This is a genomic window from Variovorax sp. V15 (assembly GCF_041154425.1).
Classification (GTDB): Bacteria; Pseudomonadota; Gammaproteobacteria; order Burkholderiales; family Burkholderiaceae_C; genus Variovorax; species Variovorax guangxiensis.
Genome location: NZ_AP028660.1, coordinates 423,016 through 438,867, shown reverse-complemented (window position 1 = coordinate 438,867; position 15,852 = coordinate 423,016). Strand labels below are relative to the sequence as shown.

The window sequence follows — 15,852 nt, the reverse complement described above, 5'->3', positions numbered from 1 at the left end:
CAACTCCTTTTTCCGCAACGCTTGCGATCACCATGAACCTTCGACGCCATTTTTGCGCTTTCCTTCTCGGAGCCTCTTTCATGGGGGCGCACGCGCAGAGCGCCGCGCCTGCCACGGCGGCCTCTCTGCTCTCGCAGGCTCTGGCCCTGTCCGATGGCGCGCAGCCTCAGGTGGTCGAATGGCGCCGGCACATCCACCAGAACCCCGAACTGGCCTACCAGGAGGTCGGCACCGCGAAGTACATCGCCCAGGCCCTGGCTGGCATGCCGGGTCTGGAGGTGCGCACCGGCATCGCCGGCACGGGCATCAAGGCCGTGCTTCGCGGTGGACGGCCCGGACCCGTGGTGGCGCTGCGCGCGGACATGGATGCCTTGCCCGTGGAAGAGCGCAACGACCTGCCCTTCAAGTCCGTGGCCAAGGCCGACTGGCTCGGCAAGCCGGTCGCGGTCTCGCACGTCTGCGGACATGACGCGCACATCGCCATGCTGCTGGGGGCGGCCAAGGTGCTGTCCTCGCTGCGCGAGCAACTGGCGGGCACGGTGGTCTTCATCTTCCAGCCGGCCGAGGAGATCGGCCCGGGCCTGGGCAAGTCCAGCGGCGCCATGGCCATGGTGCGCGAGGGCGTGCTCGACAACCCCAAGGTCGACGTGGTGCTCGGCCAGCACATCAGCAACCAGGCGCCTTCCGGCGCGATCCGCTACAGGCCGGGCCCGATGCTTGCGAGCATCGACGTGTTCCGGATCCTGTTCAAGGGCACGGGTGGCCATGGCGCGGCACCCTGGGTCTCCAACACGCCCATGCTGGCTGCGGCCGAGACCGTGCTGGGCTTGCAGAACATCGTCAGCCATCGGCTCAACCCGACCATTGACGGCGGGCCGACGATCGTGACCACCGGCATGCTGCAAAGCGGGAATCGCTTCAATGTGCTTCCCGAGACGGCCGAGATCGCCGGTACGATCCGCGCGCTCTCGACGACGAACCAGAAGATCGCCCAGGAGGAGATCCGCCGCCGGGCCACGGGTATCGCGGCGAGCTACGGGGTGCAGGCGGAGGTGACGATCGACAGCGGAGACGGCTACGAGGTGCTGGTCAACGACCGCGACGCCACGCTTTCGATGGTGGGGGCCTTCGATGCTGCCGCTGGCGGTGCCGCGAAGGTGAGCCAAATGTCTGCTTCCATGGGCTCGGAAGACTTCGGTGCCTTTGGTTCGACCGGAGTGCCCGTCGTGTTCTGGATGCTGAATGCTTCGCCGCTGGGCGACAAGGACGCACCGGTGAATCACTCGCCGCTGTTTCAGATCGACGAATCCGCCATGCGCGTCGGTGTTCGCGCACTGACCGCGACGACACTGTCCCAACTGGCCAGTGCGCGGTTCCAGGGGCGCTGAGCGCTTGGTGCCGGCGCCTGGCATCGGGATGGTCGGGCGGGCTTGACCGCCAGCACTCGCACGGCGTCCTCGAACTCTGCGGTCGAAGCCGAATCCGGATCGAGCGTCAGCACAGACCACTCCACGCGGGACAGGTCCCAACAGGGAGCGTTCGCCATCAAGCCTTGACGCAGGTCATCCCATCATCTTCGGGGTGATAAACACCAGCATCTCGACCTTGTTCAAGGTGCGTGTGCGCTTGCGAAACAGTGCGCCCAAATAGGGGACCTCGCCCAATACCGGCACGCGCGACTCGTCGTTGATCTCGGTCACCTCGAAGATGCCGCCGATGACGACGGTGCCACCGTTTTCGACCAGTACGTCGGTCTTTACGTGCTTGGTATTGATCGCCGGACCGGCAGATGTATTCACTCCGCGCGCGTCCTTGCTCACGTCCAGTGCGAGGTTGATGTTGCCCTCGGGAGTGATCTGCGGTGTCACTTCCAACTTCAGCACGGCCTTGCGAAACGAGACGGAGGTGGCGCCGCTGGATGTGGCCTGCTGGTACGGGATCTGTTCGCCTTGCTCGATCAAGGCCTTGGTCTGGTCGGCGGTGACCACGCGAGGGCTGGATACGAGCTTGCCCCTGCCTTCGGCCTCGAGTGCCGAGATTTCCAGGTTCAACATCCGCGTGTACCCTGCGCTGAACAGGGAGACCGCAAACACCCCCGGGGCACTCCCTCTACCGGCACTCCCGGCTGGCAGATTCACAAAGTTGCGGTTGGTGTAAGGCGCGAAAGCGCGACTGCTGCCTGCAGGAGTGGTGCCGACAGAGCTGTTCCCATCGACAATCCCGCCGCCCAGCCTGGCACCCAATGACTTGCCGAAGGTATCCGACGCCTCGACGATCTTCGCCTCGATCAGCACCTGCCGCACCGGCACGTCGAGCTTGCGAATGAGTTCGCTCACCTCGGTCAGGCGTGCGGGGGTGTCGGTGACAAAGAGTTGGTTGGTGCGGGCCTCGGACATCGCGCTGCCGCGCGCACTCAACAGCCGCGTGACCGAGCTGCCGCCACTGCCGGAAGTACCGCCGCCACCCCTGAGGTTCTGTACCACCGTCGCGGCCTTTGCGTAGTTGAGCTGGAACGACTGCGTCTGCAGTGTCGTCATGTTCTCCAGCAAGGCCTGGGCCTCGAGGTCGGACTTTTCCCTGGCGTTGATCTCCTCGAGCGGCGCGATCCAGAGAACGCTGCCATTCTTGCGCATGCCCAGGTTCTTGGCCTGCAGGATGACATCCAGCGCCTGGTCCCACGGCACGTCCTTGAGCCGCAGGGTGAGGGTGCCGGAGACGGTATCCGAGGTCACCACGTTGAAGCCGGTGAAGTCCGCGATCACCTGCAGCAGCGCCCGCATGTCGACGTTCTGGAAGTTGAGTGTGAGTTTCTCGCCCGCATAGCCCGCGCCGGGTGTGAGCTTGCCCGGATCGGCCTTGCGCGGACGCACCTCGATGACGAATTGCTCGTCCGTCTGGTAGGCGCTCTGCTCCCAGTCGCCGTGAGCGCCGATGGAGAGGCGGACCCGGTCCGCCAGTTGCTGCGGCTGCACTGTGTCGACGGTGGTCCCGAAGTCCGACACGTCCAGCCGGCGTCGCAATCCCTCGGGCAGCGACGCCCGCATGAAATCGGCCACCAGCGTCGCGCCCTGGCGGCGCACATCCACCCCCATCTGGCGGCTGCCCATGGCCACGATGATGCGGCCGGCACCGTCCTCGCCACGCCGAAAGTCGATCTCCTGCAGCGGCGTGATGCTGCGGACACGGTGCTCTGCAAAATCGCCATATGGCGGCGTGCGCGGCGGCTGGCCCGTGCTCGATTGCAGCGAGACCAGCAGCGATCGCCCCTGGATCTCGGCCTGGTAGGTGGCCGCATGCCGCAGGTTCAGCACCACGCGGGTGCGCTCTTCCGCCTGGACCACATTGGCGGCGCGAAGATGGCCCAGCTTGAAGGCGATGGTCGATCGCCCCACGGCGCTGGTGATCCCTGGGAAGTCGAGCGCGATGCGCGCGGGGGATTGCATCACGAAACCCGCGGGCAGCGCGGTGAGCGCGCGGGTGAAGTCGATGCGCACCAAATCCACGTCGGCACGGGTCGAGCCGGTGATGGATTCGATGGCGTTGGGCGGTGTCGATGGCGCCCGCGGCCCTTCCACCTGGGCCTGCGCGTTGGTCTGTGTCGCTATCGACAGCAACACCGTGGACACGGCGCCAATCCATCGGCGCAGATAAAGGCGCAGATAGGGACGCAGGTGCGGGGCGCTGGGCAGGCGCGCGCGTGGCTTCATGATTTTCCCTCTCTCCGTTGATGATCTGCGGCGCCGGAGTCGTCTCAATCCGCTGAGGCCGTGCAGATCCGCGCGATGGTCTTGCTTGTTCGTGGAGAAACTCTTCACTGAATGTCCAGGTACTGTGAAGATGAAGCGCTGCACCGCAGCGAACCACTGGCGTCAAGGACGGTAGTGGTAGGAGAACAGCAGGCCTGCGGTCCCGAGGGCCGATACCTGGAGGCTGTTTCGGGAGTCGAGCCTGTAGCCGATGGCAGGCACCACCAGGGGTGACCATCCGTTGCGGTTGAACGGCACCTTGTCCTTGTGCTCTCCGACATAGCCGTACATGACGCCGGCTGTCAGCTTGAGGTAGAGCCTCGGTTGACCGAACAGCCCACTCCACTGGTAGCCGCCGTAGGCATAGGCGGAGGGTTGGCCGAACGAGTTGCTGAACACGCCCGCGCCCACCAGCCAGTTTTCGGTCTGATACCGCTCCACGCCGATGAGGTATACGTTGCGGTGTTCACTGCTGCGGCGGAAATGATGGGCGTAGGGCGAGAACATCCACTCCCATTTCATCTCGTTCGAGTCCAGAGGCCGTGCGGCGATGTCCTGCGCAGCAACTGTCGATGCACCGGCCAGCCAGCAGCATGCGGCAGCTAGCACAGCCAACATGTGGCGGCGAGCAGCGCGACCCGAGAGGTCTTCTGCGCCTTGCAGGCAATCGCATCGATGCGTGAGGCACCAGAGGTGTGATCCACCGGAGTAGGGCTCGCGCGTGCGGGCGTCGCGCTCAACGAGACGCGTCATCACGCAGGCTGCGACGCAGGCGACTGCCGATCGATGCGTACCAGCATCAGGCGTTGCGCCGTGGCGAAGTCTTCGCATGCCCAGATGAGGGCTGTTCGACAGGCGATGGCTGCGCCCCGCAGGCGCATCAGCTGCGCGCTCCATCCGTTGGATGGGCCAGGCGAAATCGCCCCTGGTGGGTGAAGGTGCGCATCCTCACGGGGGAGGAGAACGGATTGGGTTTTCTTCATCAATTGACGACGTGCAGGGCTGGAAAAAAGGAGGCGGGAGTGCATGCCTCGGAATGGGCGAGCGAACCAGCCAGTTGGATTTGCGTGGACTCGAACGGGCCGCGCGCTCGAGGGTGAACGCATGCAGCACCCTCGGGGCGGTCATCGCTGAGGCGAGAGAAGCTGCTGCATCGAGAACCTGCCAAGCCAGCGGCCTGACGACGATCCTTGTGAAAACCCGTGGAGAACGGGCTTGCGCTTGATCCAGATCTGATGGAGATGCTGAAGGCGCGCTCTTCCTCAACGGGGCGCCACCCAGGAGGGCCGCGCCATCGCTCATGGCTGCGATATGCGGCCAGCCGGGCGACGACAGCGCATATCAATCTGCACCAATGGCAGGGATTCGTACGTCGCTTGATCGAATGTTGATGGAAATTGCAGCACTTCTGAACGATGGCGAACGAGCATGGCGCCTTCGTCCACCCATGAAGCTCCTTCCAGCTTGCGCGCCCCGAATGCATTCCCCGCCTGCAGACACCGCTTCAACTCCATCCCTGTCAGAAGCTGCGGATCCCTCGGTCCCGGTGTCTCGCATCGGCGCGGCGCGTCCCGACGGCGCCCACCTGGCAGCCGTCCTGCGCCATGCGATGGCGGCGTGCTCGCCTCGCCCCGACGGCGTCTGGCTCACCTTGTTGCTGGTCCTGTTTGCCGCCGTCTGGCTGCCGCATCTGGCTCATTCGAGCCTCGTGCCACCCACGGACAACATCGAGCAGCTCACCTGGGTACGCAGTCTCGAATGGGGCTACTACAAACACCCGCCGCTGCCCACCTGGGTGCTTTGGCTGCCGGTGCAGGCCCTGGGGCTGTCGGGCGCCACCACCTATGTTCTGGGCGCGATATTCGCGCTGGCAGCCATGGGCGTGCTCTGGCGGTTCCTTGCGGCTCTGCGGGGACCCGTGCACGCGACCATCGCTGTCCTCGCGGCACTTTGCATCACTTACTACAACGGGCGCCTCTATTACTACAACCACGAAGTGGTGCTGATGCCCTTTGCGGTCGCCAGCGCCGCGTTCACCTGGAAGGCGTTTTGTACACGGCAATCGCGCTGGTGGCTTGCCCTGGGTGTGTGCCTGGGTCTGGGCGCCCTTGCCAAGTACCACATCGCGGTGATGGCCCTGGCAATCATCGTGTTCTGGGGTTGGCAGCGTGGTTGGCGAGACACGAGCCATCGGCGTGGCTTGCTGCTGGCGATGGTGACCGCCCTGGCATTGGTGTCTCCGCATCTGTACTGGCTTTGGTACAACGACCTGGGGCCCATCCGCTATGCCATGGAGTCGTCGCTGGGGCTCGACCTGCAGGGCGCGAGTCGATGGAGCGGCAGCGCACGCTGGTTGGTGGATCAGCTTCTGAACCGCGCGCTTCCCGCATGGCTCTTTCTGCTGCTGGCGCTGTGGGTGTTCGAGCGCGCAGCGCGGCCGGAGCCCGCGCACCAACCCACGGCTGTGGTGGTCGATGCAGGCATGAGCCGATGCCTGCTGCTGTGCTTCGGCGCCACGCCGCTGGTCTTCACCTGTGCGCTGGGACTCTTCGTCGGCGCGGACCTCCAACTGCATTGGGGCGCGCCGTTCCTTCTGCTGGCCGTCCCGGCGGCCATGGAACTGGGCCGCTGGAGGCGGTTGTGGTCCGCCATCTCGCTGAGGTCCGCCCTCAAGGCCTTTGGCCTGGTTCAGTTGCTGCTGCTGCTTTGGGGGCAAATGATCTCCGCCAATGGAGAGGTGCGATGGCAGCGGCATCATTGGCGCAACTTCGACGCGCAGGGGCTGGCTGACGCGGTAGCGCCAGCGGCTCGCATCGAACTCGGAGGTCCGATCCGCGTGGTGGCGGGGCCGCCGGCCGAAGCCGGTGCGCTGGCATTGCGACTTCCCGAGCAACCCTTGGTACTGATCCACGGTCGCTTCGACATCAGTCCATGGGTGGACAAGAAATTGGTCGAGGAATGCGGCGTTCTGGAACTCAGCAGGGCTGCAGCTCCGGACGTCGGCTATCGCCCGGTGGGGGACAACTTTCCGGGCTTGCACTGGCGCGTGATCGCGCCGGCTTCCATCTCGGCACGGTGCACTGGACAGCCCAATGTCACCCATTGATTCACGCGCGGTGCGCCCGAGAAAGCGCGACACGGGAGCCTCCGACACCCTGTCCCCGACCCTCATGCCGCGCGCGTGCGCCGGCAACCTTGCGCAGGACTCGCTTGCCGAGCGGACTTCCAGAGCCCGCGTGGCCTTTCTCAGTTGCGTCATTCCCTGCCGCAACGAAGCGAGGAATCTTGCGTTGCTCTTGCCGCAACTCGTGGTCGTGCTCTCGAGCCTCGCTCGCGAGTGGGAGATCGTCGTCGTCGACGACGGAAGCACGGATGCCACCGCTGAGGTGGCGCTGCGCTGGCGGGACCATGGCGTTCGGTCGCTGGAACTCTCCCGCAACTTCGGCAAGGAAGCTGCACTGAGCGCCGGGCTGGACGTGGCGCGGGGAGATCTCGTTGTCCTGATGGACGGTGACGGCCAGCATCCGCCCGAGTTGATTCCCGACATGGTCGCGCGCTGGGCTCAGGGGGCCGACATGGTCTGCATGGTGCGCACCGACCGGAAGACCGAAAGCTGGATGAAGCGCTTTGGCACCCGCCTGTTCTATGGCCTCATCGACCGGGACCGGCGCTATCGGGTTCCGGCGGGCGCGGGCGACTTTCGTCTGCTGGACCGCCAGGTGGTTGAAGCCTTGCGTGCGCTTCCCGAGCGCAGTCGGTTCATGAAGGGTCTGTTCGCCTGGGTCGGCTTCCGCGTGGAACAGATCGTCTATGTTCCGCCGCCCCGACCTCATGGGCGCAGCCACTACAGCTTGCGCGCACTGTGCAGCCTGTCCTTGACCGGCATCACCATGTTCACCAGCTGGCCGTTGCGTGCCGCGAGCGTGGTGGGAGGCGCGCTTGCACTTGTCTCGTTCGGCTACGGCGTTGGATTGGCCGTGTCGTACATGCTCTGGGGCAACGAAGTATCGGGCTGGACCACGATCGTTGTTGCCATGCTGCTGCTGGCCGGCGTGCAACTGATCTCGCTCGGCGTGATCGGCGAGTACCTGGCGCGGGTGTTCGATGAAGTGAAGGGACGGCCTCTCTATCTCGTCAAGCGATCCCGTGAAGCCGCCTCGACGGAGCGCCAGCCATGAGGATGCCCGTGCTGAAGCCGAGCCGGCTCTGCATCCCTGGACCCGGGGCGACCTCGGTGCGCCAGTACGTCACCCGCGCCCAGCAGAGGCCAGGCGCTCGACCTGCCTCACTGCCGCCGCAGGGTCGGCAACAGGTCTTGATCAGAAAGGTTGCCGGATGAGCCACCAAGCTGCACGCAACGGTCCGTCGGCATCCAGTGGCCTGTACGGGCCTGCCGCTGCAAGGCCGCCCTCCGTCGACGATGGGTTGTCCCGCCCCGAGCAACGAAGCATTGCTGTTTGCGTGGACGACTTCGGCCTGAACCAAGGTGTCAACGCGGCGGCATTGCAGTTGGCCGAGATGCGGCGCGTGAGCGCTTTGAGCGCCATGACGCAGGCGCCGGACTGGGAGGAGGGCGCCGCGCGTGCGCGCTACCTCGACGTCCACCACGTCGACATCGGCCTGCATTTCAATTTGACCCTGCCGTTCAATGGCGCGCCAGCGCTGGGGTCGGTGCGAACGCTCATCGCGGCCGCCCATCTGCGGCTGCTGCCTCTGCGGCGCATACGCGAAGCCTTGCTGGATCAGCTCGATGCCTTCGAGGAGGAAATGTTCCGCGCACCGGCCCACCTCGACAGTCACGAGCACGTGCACCACTTGCCGGAAATACGTGACATCGTGCTCGATGTACTGATGCGACGCTACGGAAGTTCCCTGCCGTGGGTGCGTGTGAGTGCCGCGCCGACCTCGTCTCTGATGGATTCGGTGCGGCGTCCCGACGGCCGCAAGGCGTGGCTTATCGATCGCCTGGTGGGGGCGGAGGATTTCCGCCGCCGTGCGCGCTCGCTCGGCTTCCTCGCGAATCGCCGCCTGCTTGGCGTCTACGACTTCAAGGCCACCGAGAGTGGATACGGTTCGCTGTTGCGGCATTGGCTCAGGCACGCCCGAAACGGTGACCTTCTGATGTGTCATCCGGGCACGCCAAGAATGGGTGACCTCATTCGCCACGGACGCGGCGTCGAATTCATGGTGTGGGCTGATCCTGGCTTGCCCGACTTGCTGCGGACTGTGGGTGTCCGCGTCGCGCCGATGTCAGGCCTTGGCGCAACGCTGGCCGAGCGAATGCCCTGAGTGCCGATGATTGAAGGCATCTCCAGGATGGCGACACCTATCCGCTCGAAGCGCATCGCTGCGTCATTGCCGCGCCGCGCTCCACGAGCCGCCTCGCCCTTGATCGACGGTGCCGCTTGCCGCCATGGGCCATCTCGCGCCGCCGCGTAGAACCCGCCGTGAGAATGGCATAGCGCGTCGGGTCGGTCCGTCGGGAGTCTTCGCGCGAGGCAAGACCGCGATCGGGCGTTGGAAGGCGAAATGCTCTGGCTGGCTGCGCCGAAAAGCCGAGACGCTCCTGCTGCTCGCCACGCTCGGGGCCGTCGCCCTGTGGCTTGTCTTCTGGTTCGGGCCATGAACACGTGCATGCGAAGACTTCGGGTAAGGTGGAGCAGTCGCACGGAATTGGGCTCAGGCTCCGAGGGGCGCATGGGAAGGGCCGAGGTTGCAAGCGAGAGGTTCTTCAGGGCGATCGCGTCACGCGATTCAGGCCCCCGTCACTCGGCATTTCCCCGATTTGGTCCATGGGAGGAACGGCGCCGCCCAGCACCTGATTCAGCGTCATATGGTTCTGCAGCAAGGCCAGGCGAATCGACGCATGAGCCACTTCTGCCACGCGCCTGCGCTCCTGCGCATCGAGCCAGGCGCGCAGGGCAACCTGCCCCTTGCGATATCGAACTTCGTAGAGCATCTCGCTCTCGGTTGCTTCGTCCCGGGCGCGCCGGCGTGCGAGCGCCTGCAGTGACAGTTGCGTGCGCGCTGAAAGCGCCCGCTCGACTTCTGCGAGCGCCGCGTAGAGCGATTTCCTGAAACTCAGGATCGCTTCCTCATGGCGTGTCCGGGCGACGGCATTGCTCAGTTGCATCCCGCGCAGGTTGAGGAAGGGCAGCGCCATCTCGGAACCCAAGGTGGCGACCGGATTGCGCAGCACCTCCAGCAGCGACGCGCTGGAAGTTCCCAGGCTGCCCGTGAGCGAGAACGTCGGATAAAAGCGCGCGGCTGTGGCATCGCGGCTGGCCAGCGAGGCGCGCAGGCGGAGCTCGGCTGCGCGCAGGTCGGGGCGCCGTCCGAGCAACTCTGCGGGGAGGCCTGCACCGACAGGCGCGGGCATTGCGTCTGGCAAATGCAGGGGTTCCGGACCGGGCGGCAGCGACCCGTCGAACAAGACCATCAGCGCCTGACGCAGTTCGTTGCTTGTCTGTACGAGCTGGCTCAGCAGGGCTTGCTGCTCAGCCACCGATTGCTCGACTTCGCGCAGTTCGAGGCGGGAGACCGAGCCTGCCCGGTACTGCGCGTCGATCAGCTCGCGTGTGCGATGGCTGTACGCCAGGCTCTGCATTGCGGACGCGATGCGCTCGTTGGCAAATCCGATTTGCCAATACAGGTTCGCGACTGCCGCGACGAGGGACAGGGCGATCGCCTCGCGATCCTGCGCGCTGGCCCGTGCCTCGAAGCCGGTCGCATCCCGCTGCGCACCGAGGCGATCGAACAGGTCGATCTCCCAGCGCACGCCGATCTGGGCATTGACGGTCTCGTTGGTGCGTCGGTTCTCTCCCGACAAAGCGCGGCTTGCGCTGCTCGAAAGGGCACCATCCCACACCGGCCGCAGGGCATTGCCGGCCAGTTGCGCTTCCAGCGAGGCGCGGCGCGCCCGGAAGCCTGCGATTGCCAGGTCGGGATTGCGCTGGAGCGCCAGATCGATCCATCCGTTGAGTTGCGGGTCGTCGAATGAGCGCCACCATGCCTCATTGCGCGGGACACCGGCGGCGATATCCGAGTGTTCGAAGTGCGCCGGCAGGGGCACGGCCGGCTGCTGGTACGGCGTGCGGGCGAGGGCCGCGCAACCTGCAAGGACCAGCAAGACGCTCACCGCCGCCGCGGCAGTCATGCTCCTCTTGGCGTGACATGGGATGGGAAAACGCATCAGTCCCTCGCCAGCGCTTGGACCGGATCCAGCCGGGCCGCATTGCGCGCCGGCAGGAAACCAAAGGTGATCCCGATCAGGGAGGAGCAGGCGACAGCCAGCACGATGGATGCGACGGAGAAGGACATCTGGAGGCCGAGCCCCATCAGGTCGGCCGCCAGGCCCAGGCCCAACGCAATCAGCACGCCCAGGACGCCGCCGATGAGGCATACCAGCATCGCCTCGATCAGGAACTGCTGAAGGATGTCGGATTGACGGGCACCGATCGCCATGCGCACGCCGATTTCCTGGGTGCGCTCGGTCACGGACACCAGCATGATGTTCATCACGCCGATGCCACCCACGAGCAACGCGATCATGGCGATGCCTGAGATCAACGCCGTGAGCGTGGTGCTGGTGCGGGTGACGGCCTGTCGGATCTGGTCGGAGCTGAAGATGAAGAAGTCCTTTCGGCCGTGTCGCTCGCTCAGCATCGCGGTCACTGCCTGCTGCACGGCCTGGCTGGAGACGGCGTCGCGCACGCGCAGGCTGATGCTGTCGAGATGGGATTGTCCGGACAGGCGCGTTGCCACCGCCGCATAGGGTACGTAGAAGGTCGGGGTGGAAGTGTTGGCGCTGCTTTGCACAGGCTGGAGCACTCCGATGATTTCGACCGGCATGTTGCCCAGCAGCACGATCTCGCCGATGGCCCGGGTCGCGGACTTGAACAGGGTCGTGGCCGCTTTCGGATCGATCACGGCGACCTGGCCGTGACGTTCGACGTCGAGGGCATCGAAGAAGCGGCCCGATGCAAGCTTCAGCCCACGCACGCGGAAATGCCCGGCACCCACGCCAGTGACCTGGCCGGCGACCGCGAGCTCGCGATAAAGCGCGGTGACGTTGATCGAGAGGTTCGGCGTGGCACTGTCCACGTAGGGCTGATCGGCAAGTGCCTCTGCATCGGCGGCGACCAGCGTCTCGATCGCCGCGGCATGGGTGTCGCCAAAATCCTTGCCGGGGAAGACATCGAGCGTGTTGGTCCCCAGCTCGCGGACCTGCGCCATCACCTGCGCCTGCGCGCCCCGGCCGAGCGCGACCACCGAGACGACCGCTGCGATGCCGATGATGATGCTGAGCATGGTGAGGAAGGTGCGCAGCCGGTGCGCGTTCATCGCCCGGAGGGCCATACGGAACGCCTGAGCGAAACGATCCGCGCCCGTTCGCATCGGGGCGGCGGCGGGCGAGGGCGAAGCCAGTCCCGCGGGCTTCACTGCGGTGCGGGCTGCGGTTTGCCGGTCGGCGACGATGACACCATCGCTGATCTCGATCACCCGTGCGGCATGAGACGCGACCGACATGTCGTGGGTGACAAGGATGATCGTGTGGCCGTCGGCGTGCAATTCCTGCAGGATGCGCATGACCTCTTCGCCACTGGCGCTGTCGAGTGCGCCCGTCGGTTCATCGGCCAGGATGACCGCGCCCCCGTTCATCAGCGCGCGTGCAATGGAAACGCGCTGCTGCTGGCCGCCCGAGAGCTGGCCTGGGCGGTGGTTCATGCGCTCCTGCAGCCCGAGGCGCGTGAGCAGCGACCGCGCGCGTGCCTGCCGCGCCGAGGCGGCCAGCCCGGTGTAGATCGCCGGCAGCTCGACGTTCGCTGCGGCGCAGAGATCCGTGAGCAGCTGATAGCGCTGGAAGATGAAGCCGAAGTGCTCGCGCCGAAGGGCGGCCAGCTCGTCGGGGCCCAGCTCCCCTGTTTCCGTGCCGGCGACCCTGTAGCTGCCTGCCGTGGGTCGATCGAGGCAGCCGAGGATGTTCATCAGGGTCGATTTGCCCGACCCGGACGCGCCGACGATGGCCACCATCTCTCCCGCGTCGATCTTCAGGTCGATGTCCTTCAGGATCACCACGGTGCCGTCCCCGGAAGGAAATTCCCGGCGCAGCGCGCGCAACTCCAACAGCGGCTGGCCCATGCTCAGAACCCCAGCAGCCCTGGGCCACCCGGCGCCGTGGTGGGCACCGTCTCGCCGATCAGCACGGCGTCGCCGGATTGGAGGCCCGACAGGACCTGTGCAGTCGCGTTGGTCCGCACGCCGATGCGCACCTGGCGCGCCGAGACCCGTCCTCGCGGGTCGACCACGCGCACCGTGTAGGCGTCATGCGCATCGCGCTCGCCCAGCGCGGCAGTGGGAACCAGCAGCGTCTGCCTGAGATGGGAGATCAGCACGGAGACCTGCGCGGTCATGGAGGGGCGCAGCTGACCCTTCGGATTGGGGACGTCGAAGACGGCGTTGTAGTAGATCGCGCGCGAGGAGGTCGGCGTGCCCGATGAGCCCCCTGCGCCGGCTGAACCTGCGCCGCCCACCTCGTTCACGATGGACGTGGGTGCGATCTCGACCCGCTCGATCTGCGCGACGTACTTGTCCCGCTTGTCACCCAGGGTGGTGAAGGTCACCTGCTGGCCACGCTCGACCTTCTGTACGTCGGCTTCTGCGATTTCGGCGCGCACCGTCATGACGTCCAGCTTGGCGAGCATGACGATCGTGGGCGTTGTCTGAAAGGAATTGAGCGTCTGGCCCTGCTTGGTGACGATGGCCACGACGACGCCATCCATCGGGGCCAGGATGCGGGTGTATCCAAGGTTGATGCGTGCGGTCTCGATCTGGGTGTGCGCCTGTTCGATCTGGGCCTCCAGCGAGCGGGCCTCGGCGCGTGCGGTTTCCAATGCTGCCTTGGCGGCCTCCTGGTCGGACCTTGCCGTGGCTTCTGCCGCGAGCAAGGCCTCCTGGCGCTCGAAGGCGAGTTCAGCCTGCGCCAGGGCCGCGCGCCTTGCGGCCAGCTGCGCCTGCAGCGAGGTCGCTGCGGCCTGCGCGTTGCGCATCGAGATCCGCTGCGGCTGGTCGTCAACCTCTGCGATGAGATCGCCGGTCTTCACCGGCTGTCCCAGCGCCACATGCAGTCGCTTGACCTGCCCGGAAACCTGAGCGCCGACGGCGACCAGTTCCTTGGGATGCAATCGGCCTACGGCCAGTACCGTCTGCTCCAGATCACCGATGGTCACGCTCGCCGTGGCCAGCTCGGGGCCCGAGTTCGGCTGCGCAACGCCTATCCAGATTCCCGTGACCGCCGCTGCGAGGAGCAGGCCGAGCAGCGCATATCGTCGAAACACCAACCTCATTCATCCCCTTCTGAAACCGATCGAATCCTTGCTCCGCGCAGATCACGGACGAGAGGTGAATGTTGCGCGGACCTGTTCAGAATCCTTGGGGTCTTCATGGAGAACGTGTCGAGACGGCATCGCACGTGGCGACGAGGCAGGTCCGGCATGCGCGAAGCCGTGCCTCCATTTCCGCACTGCCGTCCGGTGTCGGCACTGCCTTGAACCATGCAGCGGCGTCGAAGTGAAGTGCGCGGAAGTAGCGCACCCAGGCGGGGGGGCGTGGCGCAGGCTTGGTTCAGAGGAGTTGGCAACTTCGCTGCGCGAGGCACCGAGGATGAGCCCCTCGGTACAGTTGCTTGCCAATCACACGACGTCGATCACGCCCGGCAGCACGCGTTCGTAGCGCTTCATCTTCGCGGGCTCGATGCCGAGCCATCCCGCAATCTGCTCTGGCGACGTCCCTCGTCGCAACTGCCGAAGAGCGAACGTGTGTCGCAAGCGGAAGGACCCTCCTTCGCGTGAGTCGGCCCCGGCTTCCTCGAGCACTCGCTTCGCGCATTCGTACTGTGAGGGCTTTTGCCATTGTTTACCGGTGCGCGTGGAAGGGAACAGGAAGGGCCCTGCGATGCCAGTTTCGGCGCGCACGCTCAGCCAGTGCTGCAGCAACTCCGCGGCCCATGGCGCCACGGGCGTTTCGCGTGGTGGCGAATTGCCATTTCCGGGTACCTGGAGCTTCCACGGCCGTTCCCGCACGCGACCGCCTTGTGAGACGGGCGAGTCCAGCGTCAGGGCACGGACATCGCCGGGCGTGAGGCCGGCGCCGAGCTGCAAGGCCACCGAGGCGCGATTGCGCACCTCCTGCCAGGTCAGCGGCATTTGGGCATTGCGGGATTTTCCGGGCCGCGGCCGTGCGGTCGAGAGAAACGCAATGAGCTGCCGGGCCTCGCTCACTGAGAGGTAGTCAGGCAGGGGATCGGCATGTGCAGCGTCGGCATAGCGAATCTCAGGATTGGCCGCAATCCAGTCCGCCGCCGCCGAGTTGGCCATGGTGTCCGTTCGGGATGCATGGTGACGCAGCACCCGGTCGATCAGCCGCATCAAGCGCAATGCGTAGCGCGGCGTCAAGGACAAATCGGAGTTCTTGCGTCCGAACCGGGCCGCTTGGAAGGCCTGCAGGTCAGCCAGTTCAAGGGTCGACAAGGTCGCCGCAGGCGATTGCCCCAGACACCACGTCGAGAACGCCTCCCACATGTCTTCGTAGACCGATACCGAGCCATCGCGACGCAACAACCCCGAGCCGCGCTGGTCGCCAAGCCAAGCTTCGAAGGCTTCGCGGAAAGCGTTCACATGGCCTGAAGCGGGCGATTCATCGAAAAGGGGCAATGTCGAATCGGATGCCATTGGCAAAGAAAACATACTAACGGCACGGATTATGACTTGGAGGCGGATGTTTTGTATGTCCCTCTGGCAGGAAACTGTTTGCCGTTAGTCTATTTATTAGGCTACGGAAACCTTGTCCGCGGCAAGATCGTCGTAAATCAGGTTTCCTCCTCGCGGTCCTCCCGCAAGAGCTGGACGCCGAGCGCCTCTAGGGCAGCATGTCTTCTGCACGGTTGGAGGCCTTATACGCGCCAGCGGCCTGCAGATGCGAGGACGAGCCGTCGACCCAGGCCCTTCGGCCGCTTCGTCTTGCGTCTGCGGCCGCTCATGCGTCGCGCGCGATGCGTCGAGAAACCGCCCGCCGCATGGACAGCGCAGAGGCATGCCGTCTTGGCTTC

10 protein-coding genes are annotated in these 15,852 nt (G+C 65.5%); 4 read left to right on the top strand and 6 right to left on the bottom strand.

All coding sequences use genetic code 11. From position 1 onward, the window contains the following. The first annotated feature begins 80 nt into the window (after positions 1–80). A complete protein-coding gene (locus ACAM57_RS34435; protein WP_369662669.1) occupies positions 81–1,388 on the top strand; it encodes a M20 family metallopeptidase in 1,308 nt (435 codons plus the stop codon). A gap of 174 nt (positions 1,389–1,562) precedes the next feature. Here ACAM57_RS34435 and pilQ read toward each other — a convergent pair whose 3' ends face one another. Together pilQ and ACAM57_RS34425 are read right to left on the bottom strand one after the other, a co-directional pair. Next, complete coding sequence (gene pilQ, locus ACAM57_RS34430) at positions 1,563–3,707, bottom strand: type IV pilus secretin PilQ (protein WP_369662668.1); 2,145 nt, start codon at positions 3,705–3,707, stop codon at positions 1,563–1,565. 162 nt (positions 3,708–3,869) lie between these two features. After that, the gene (locus ACAM57_RS34425) at positions 3,870–4,499 is read right to left on the bottom strand and encodes an ABC transporter ATP-binding protein (protein WP_369662667.1); all 630 of its coding nucleotides are present in this window, start codon (positions 4,497–4,499) and stop codon (positions 3,870–3,872) included. Positions 4,500–5,292: 793 nt separating this feature from the next. Here ACAM57_RS34425 and ACAM57_RS34420 point away from each other — a divergent pair. From ACAM57_RS34420 to ACAM57_RS34410, 3 genes are all read left to right on the top strand, one after another. After that, entirely contained in the window at positions 5,293–6,852 is a 1,560-nt protein-coding gene (locus tag ACAM57_RS34420) for an ArnT family glycosyltransferase (protein WP_369662666.1), read from the top strand. Next, on the top strand, positions 6,839–7,924 hold the full coding sequence (locus ACAM57_RS34415) for a glycosyltransferase family 2 protein (protein ID WP_369662665.1): 1,086 nt from the start codon (positions 6,839–6,841) through the stop codon (positions 7,922–7,924). The genes ACAM57_RS34420 and ACAM57_RS34415 overlap by 14 nt, the downstream gene beginning before the upstream one ends. A gap of 157 nt (positions 7,925–8,081) precedes the next feature. Then, positions 8,082–9,035: a ChbG/HpnK family deacetylase gene (locus ACAM57_RS34410; protein ID WP_369662664.1), complete on the top strand. Its 954-nt coding sequence runs from the start codon at positions 8,082–8,084 to the stop codon at positions 9,033–9,035. 442 nt (positions 9,036–9,477) lie between these two features. Here the strand turns inward: ACAM57_RS34410 and ACAM57_RS34405 are convergent, their stop codons facing one another. The 4 genes from ACAM57_RS34405 to ACAM57_RS34390 form a co-directional block, all read right to left on the bottom strand. Next, on the bottom strand, positions 9,478–10,902 hold the full coding sequence (locus ACAM57_RS34405) for an efflux transporter outer membrane subunit (protein WP_369662663.1): 1,425 nt from the start codon (positions 10,900–10,902) through the stop codon (positions 9,478–9,480). 35 nt (positions 10,903–10,937) lie between these two features. Then, positions 10,938–12,887: a MacB family efflux pump subunit gene (locus ACAM57_RS34400; RefSeq protein WP_369662662.1), complete on the bottom strand. Its 1,950-nt coding sequence runs from the start codon at positions 12,885–12,887 to the stop codon at positions 10,938–10,940. Between the two features lie 2 nt (positions 12,888–12,889). Then, on the bottom strand, positions 12,890–14,092 hold the full coding sequence (locus ACAM57_RS34395; protein WP_369662661.1) for an efflux RND transporter periplasmic adaptor subunit: 1,203 nt from the start codon (positions 14,090–14,092) through the stop codon (positions 12,890–12,892). A gap of 345 nt (positions 14,093–14,437) precedes the next feature. Continuing rightward, positions 14,438–15,475: a tyrosine-type recombinase/integrase gene (locus ACAM57_RS34390; protein WP_369662660.1), complete on the bottom strand. Its 1,038-nt coding sequence runs from the start codon at positions 15,473–15,475 to the stop codon at positions 14,438–14,440. Positions 15,476–15,852 lie beyond the last annotated feature (377 nt).

Coding starts and splice junctions, on each gene's coding strand:
- ACAM57_RS34435 (WP_369662669.1), top strand. CDS start 81: ATGGGGGCGCACGCGCAGAGCGCCGCGCCTGCCACGGCGGCCTCTCTG.
- pilQ (WP_369662668.1), bottom strand. CDS start 3,707: ATGAAGCCACGCGCGCGCCTGCCCAGCGCCCCGCACCTGCGTCCCTAT.
- ACAM57_RS34425 (WP_369662667.1), bottom strand. CDS start 4,499: ATGACGCGTCTCGTTGAGCGCGACGCCCGCACGCGCGAGCCCTACTCC.
- ACAM57_RS34415 (WP_369662665.1), top strand. CDS start 6,839: ATGTCACCCATTGATTCACGCGCGGTGCGCCCGAGAAAGCGCGACACG.
- ACAM57_RS34410 (WP_369662664.1), top strand. CDS start 8,082: ATGAGCCACCAAGCTGCACGCAACGGTCCGTCGGCATCCAGTGGCCTG.
- ACAM57_RS34405 (WP_369662663.1), bottom strand. CDS start 10,902: ATGACTGCCGCGGCGGCGGTGAGCGTCTTGCTGGTCCTTGCAGGTTGC.
- ACAM57_RS34400 (WP_369662662.1), bottom strand. CDS start 12,887: ATGGGCCAGCCGCTGTTGGAGTTGCGCGCGCTGCGCCGGGAATTTCCT.
- ACAM57_RS34395 (WP_369662661.1), bottom strand. CDS start 14,092: ATGAGGTTGGTGTTTCGACGATATGCGCTGCTCGGCCTGCTCCTCGCA.
- ACAM57_RS34390 (WP_369662660.1), bottom strand. CDS start 15,475: ATGGCATCCGATTCGACATTGCCCCTTTTCGATGAATCGCCCGCTTCA.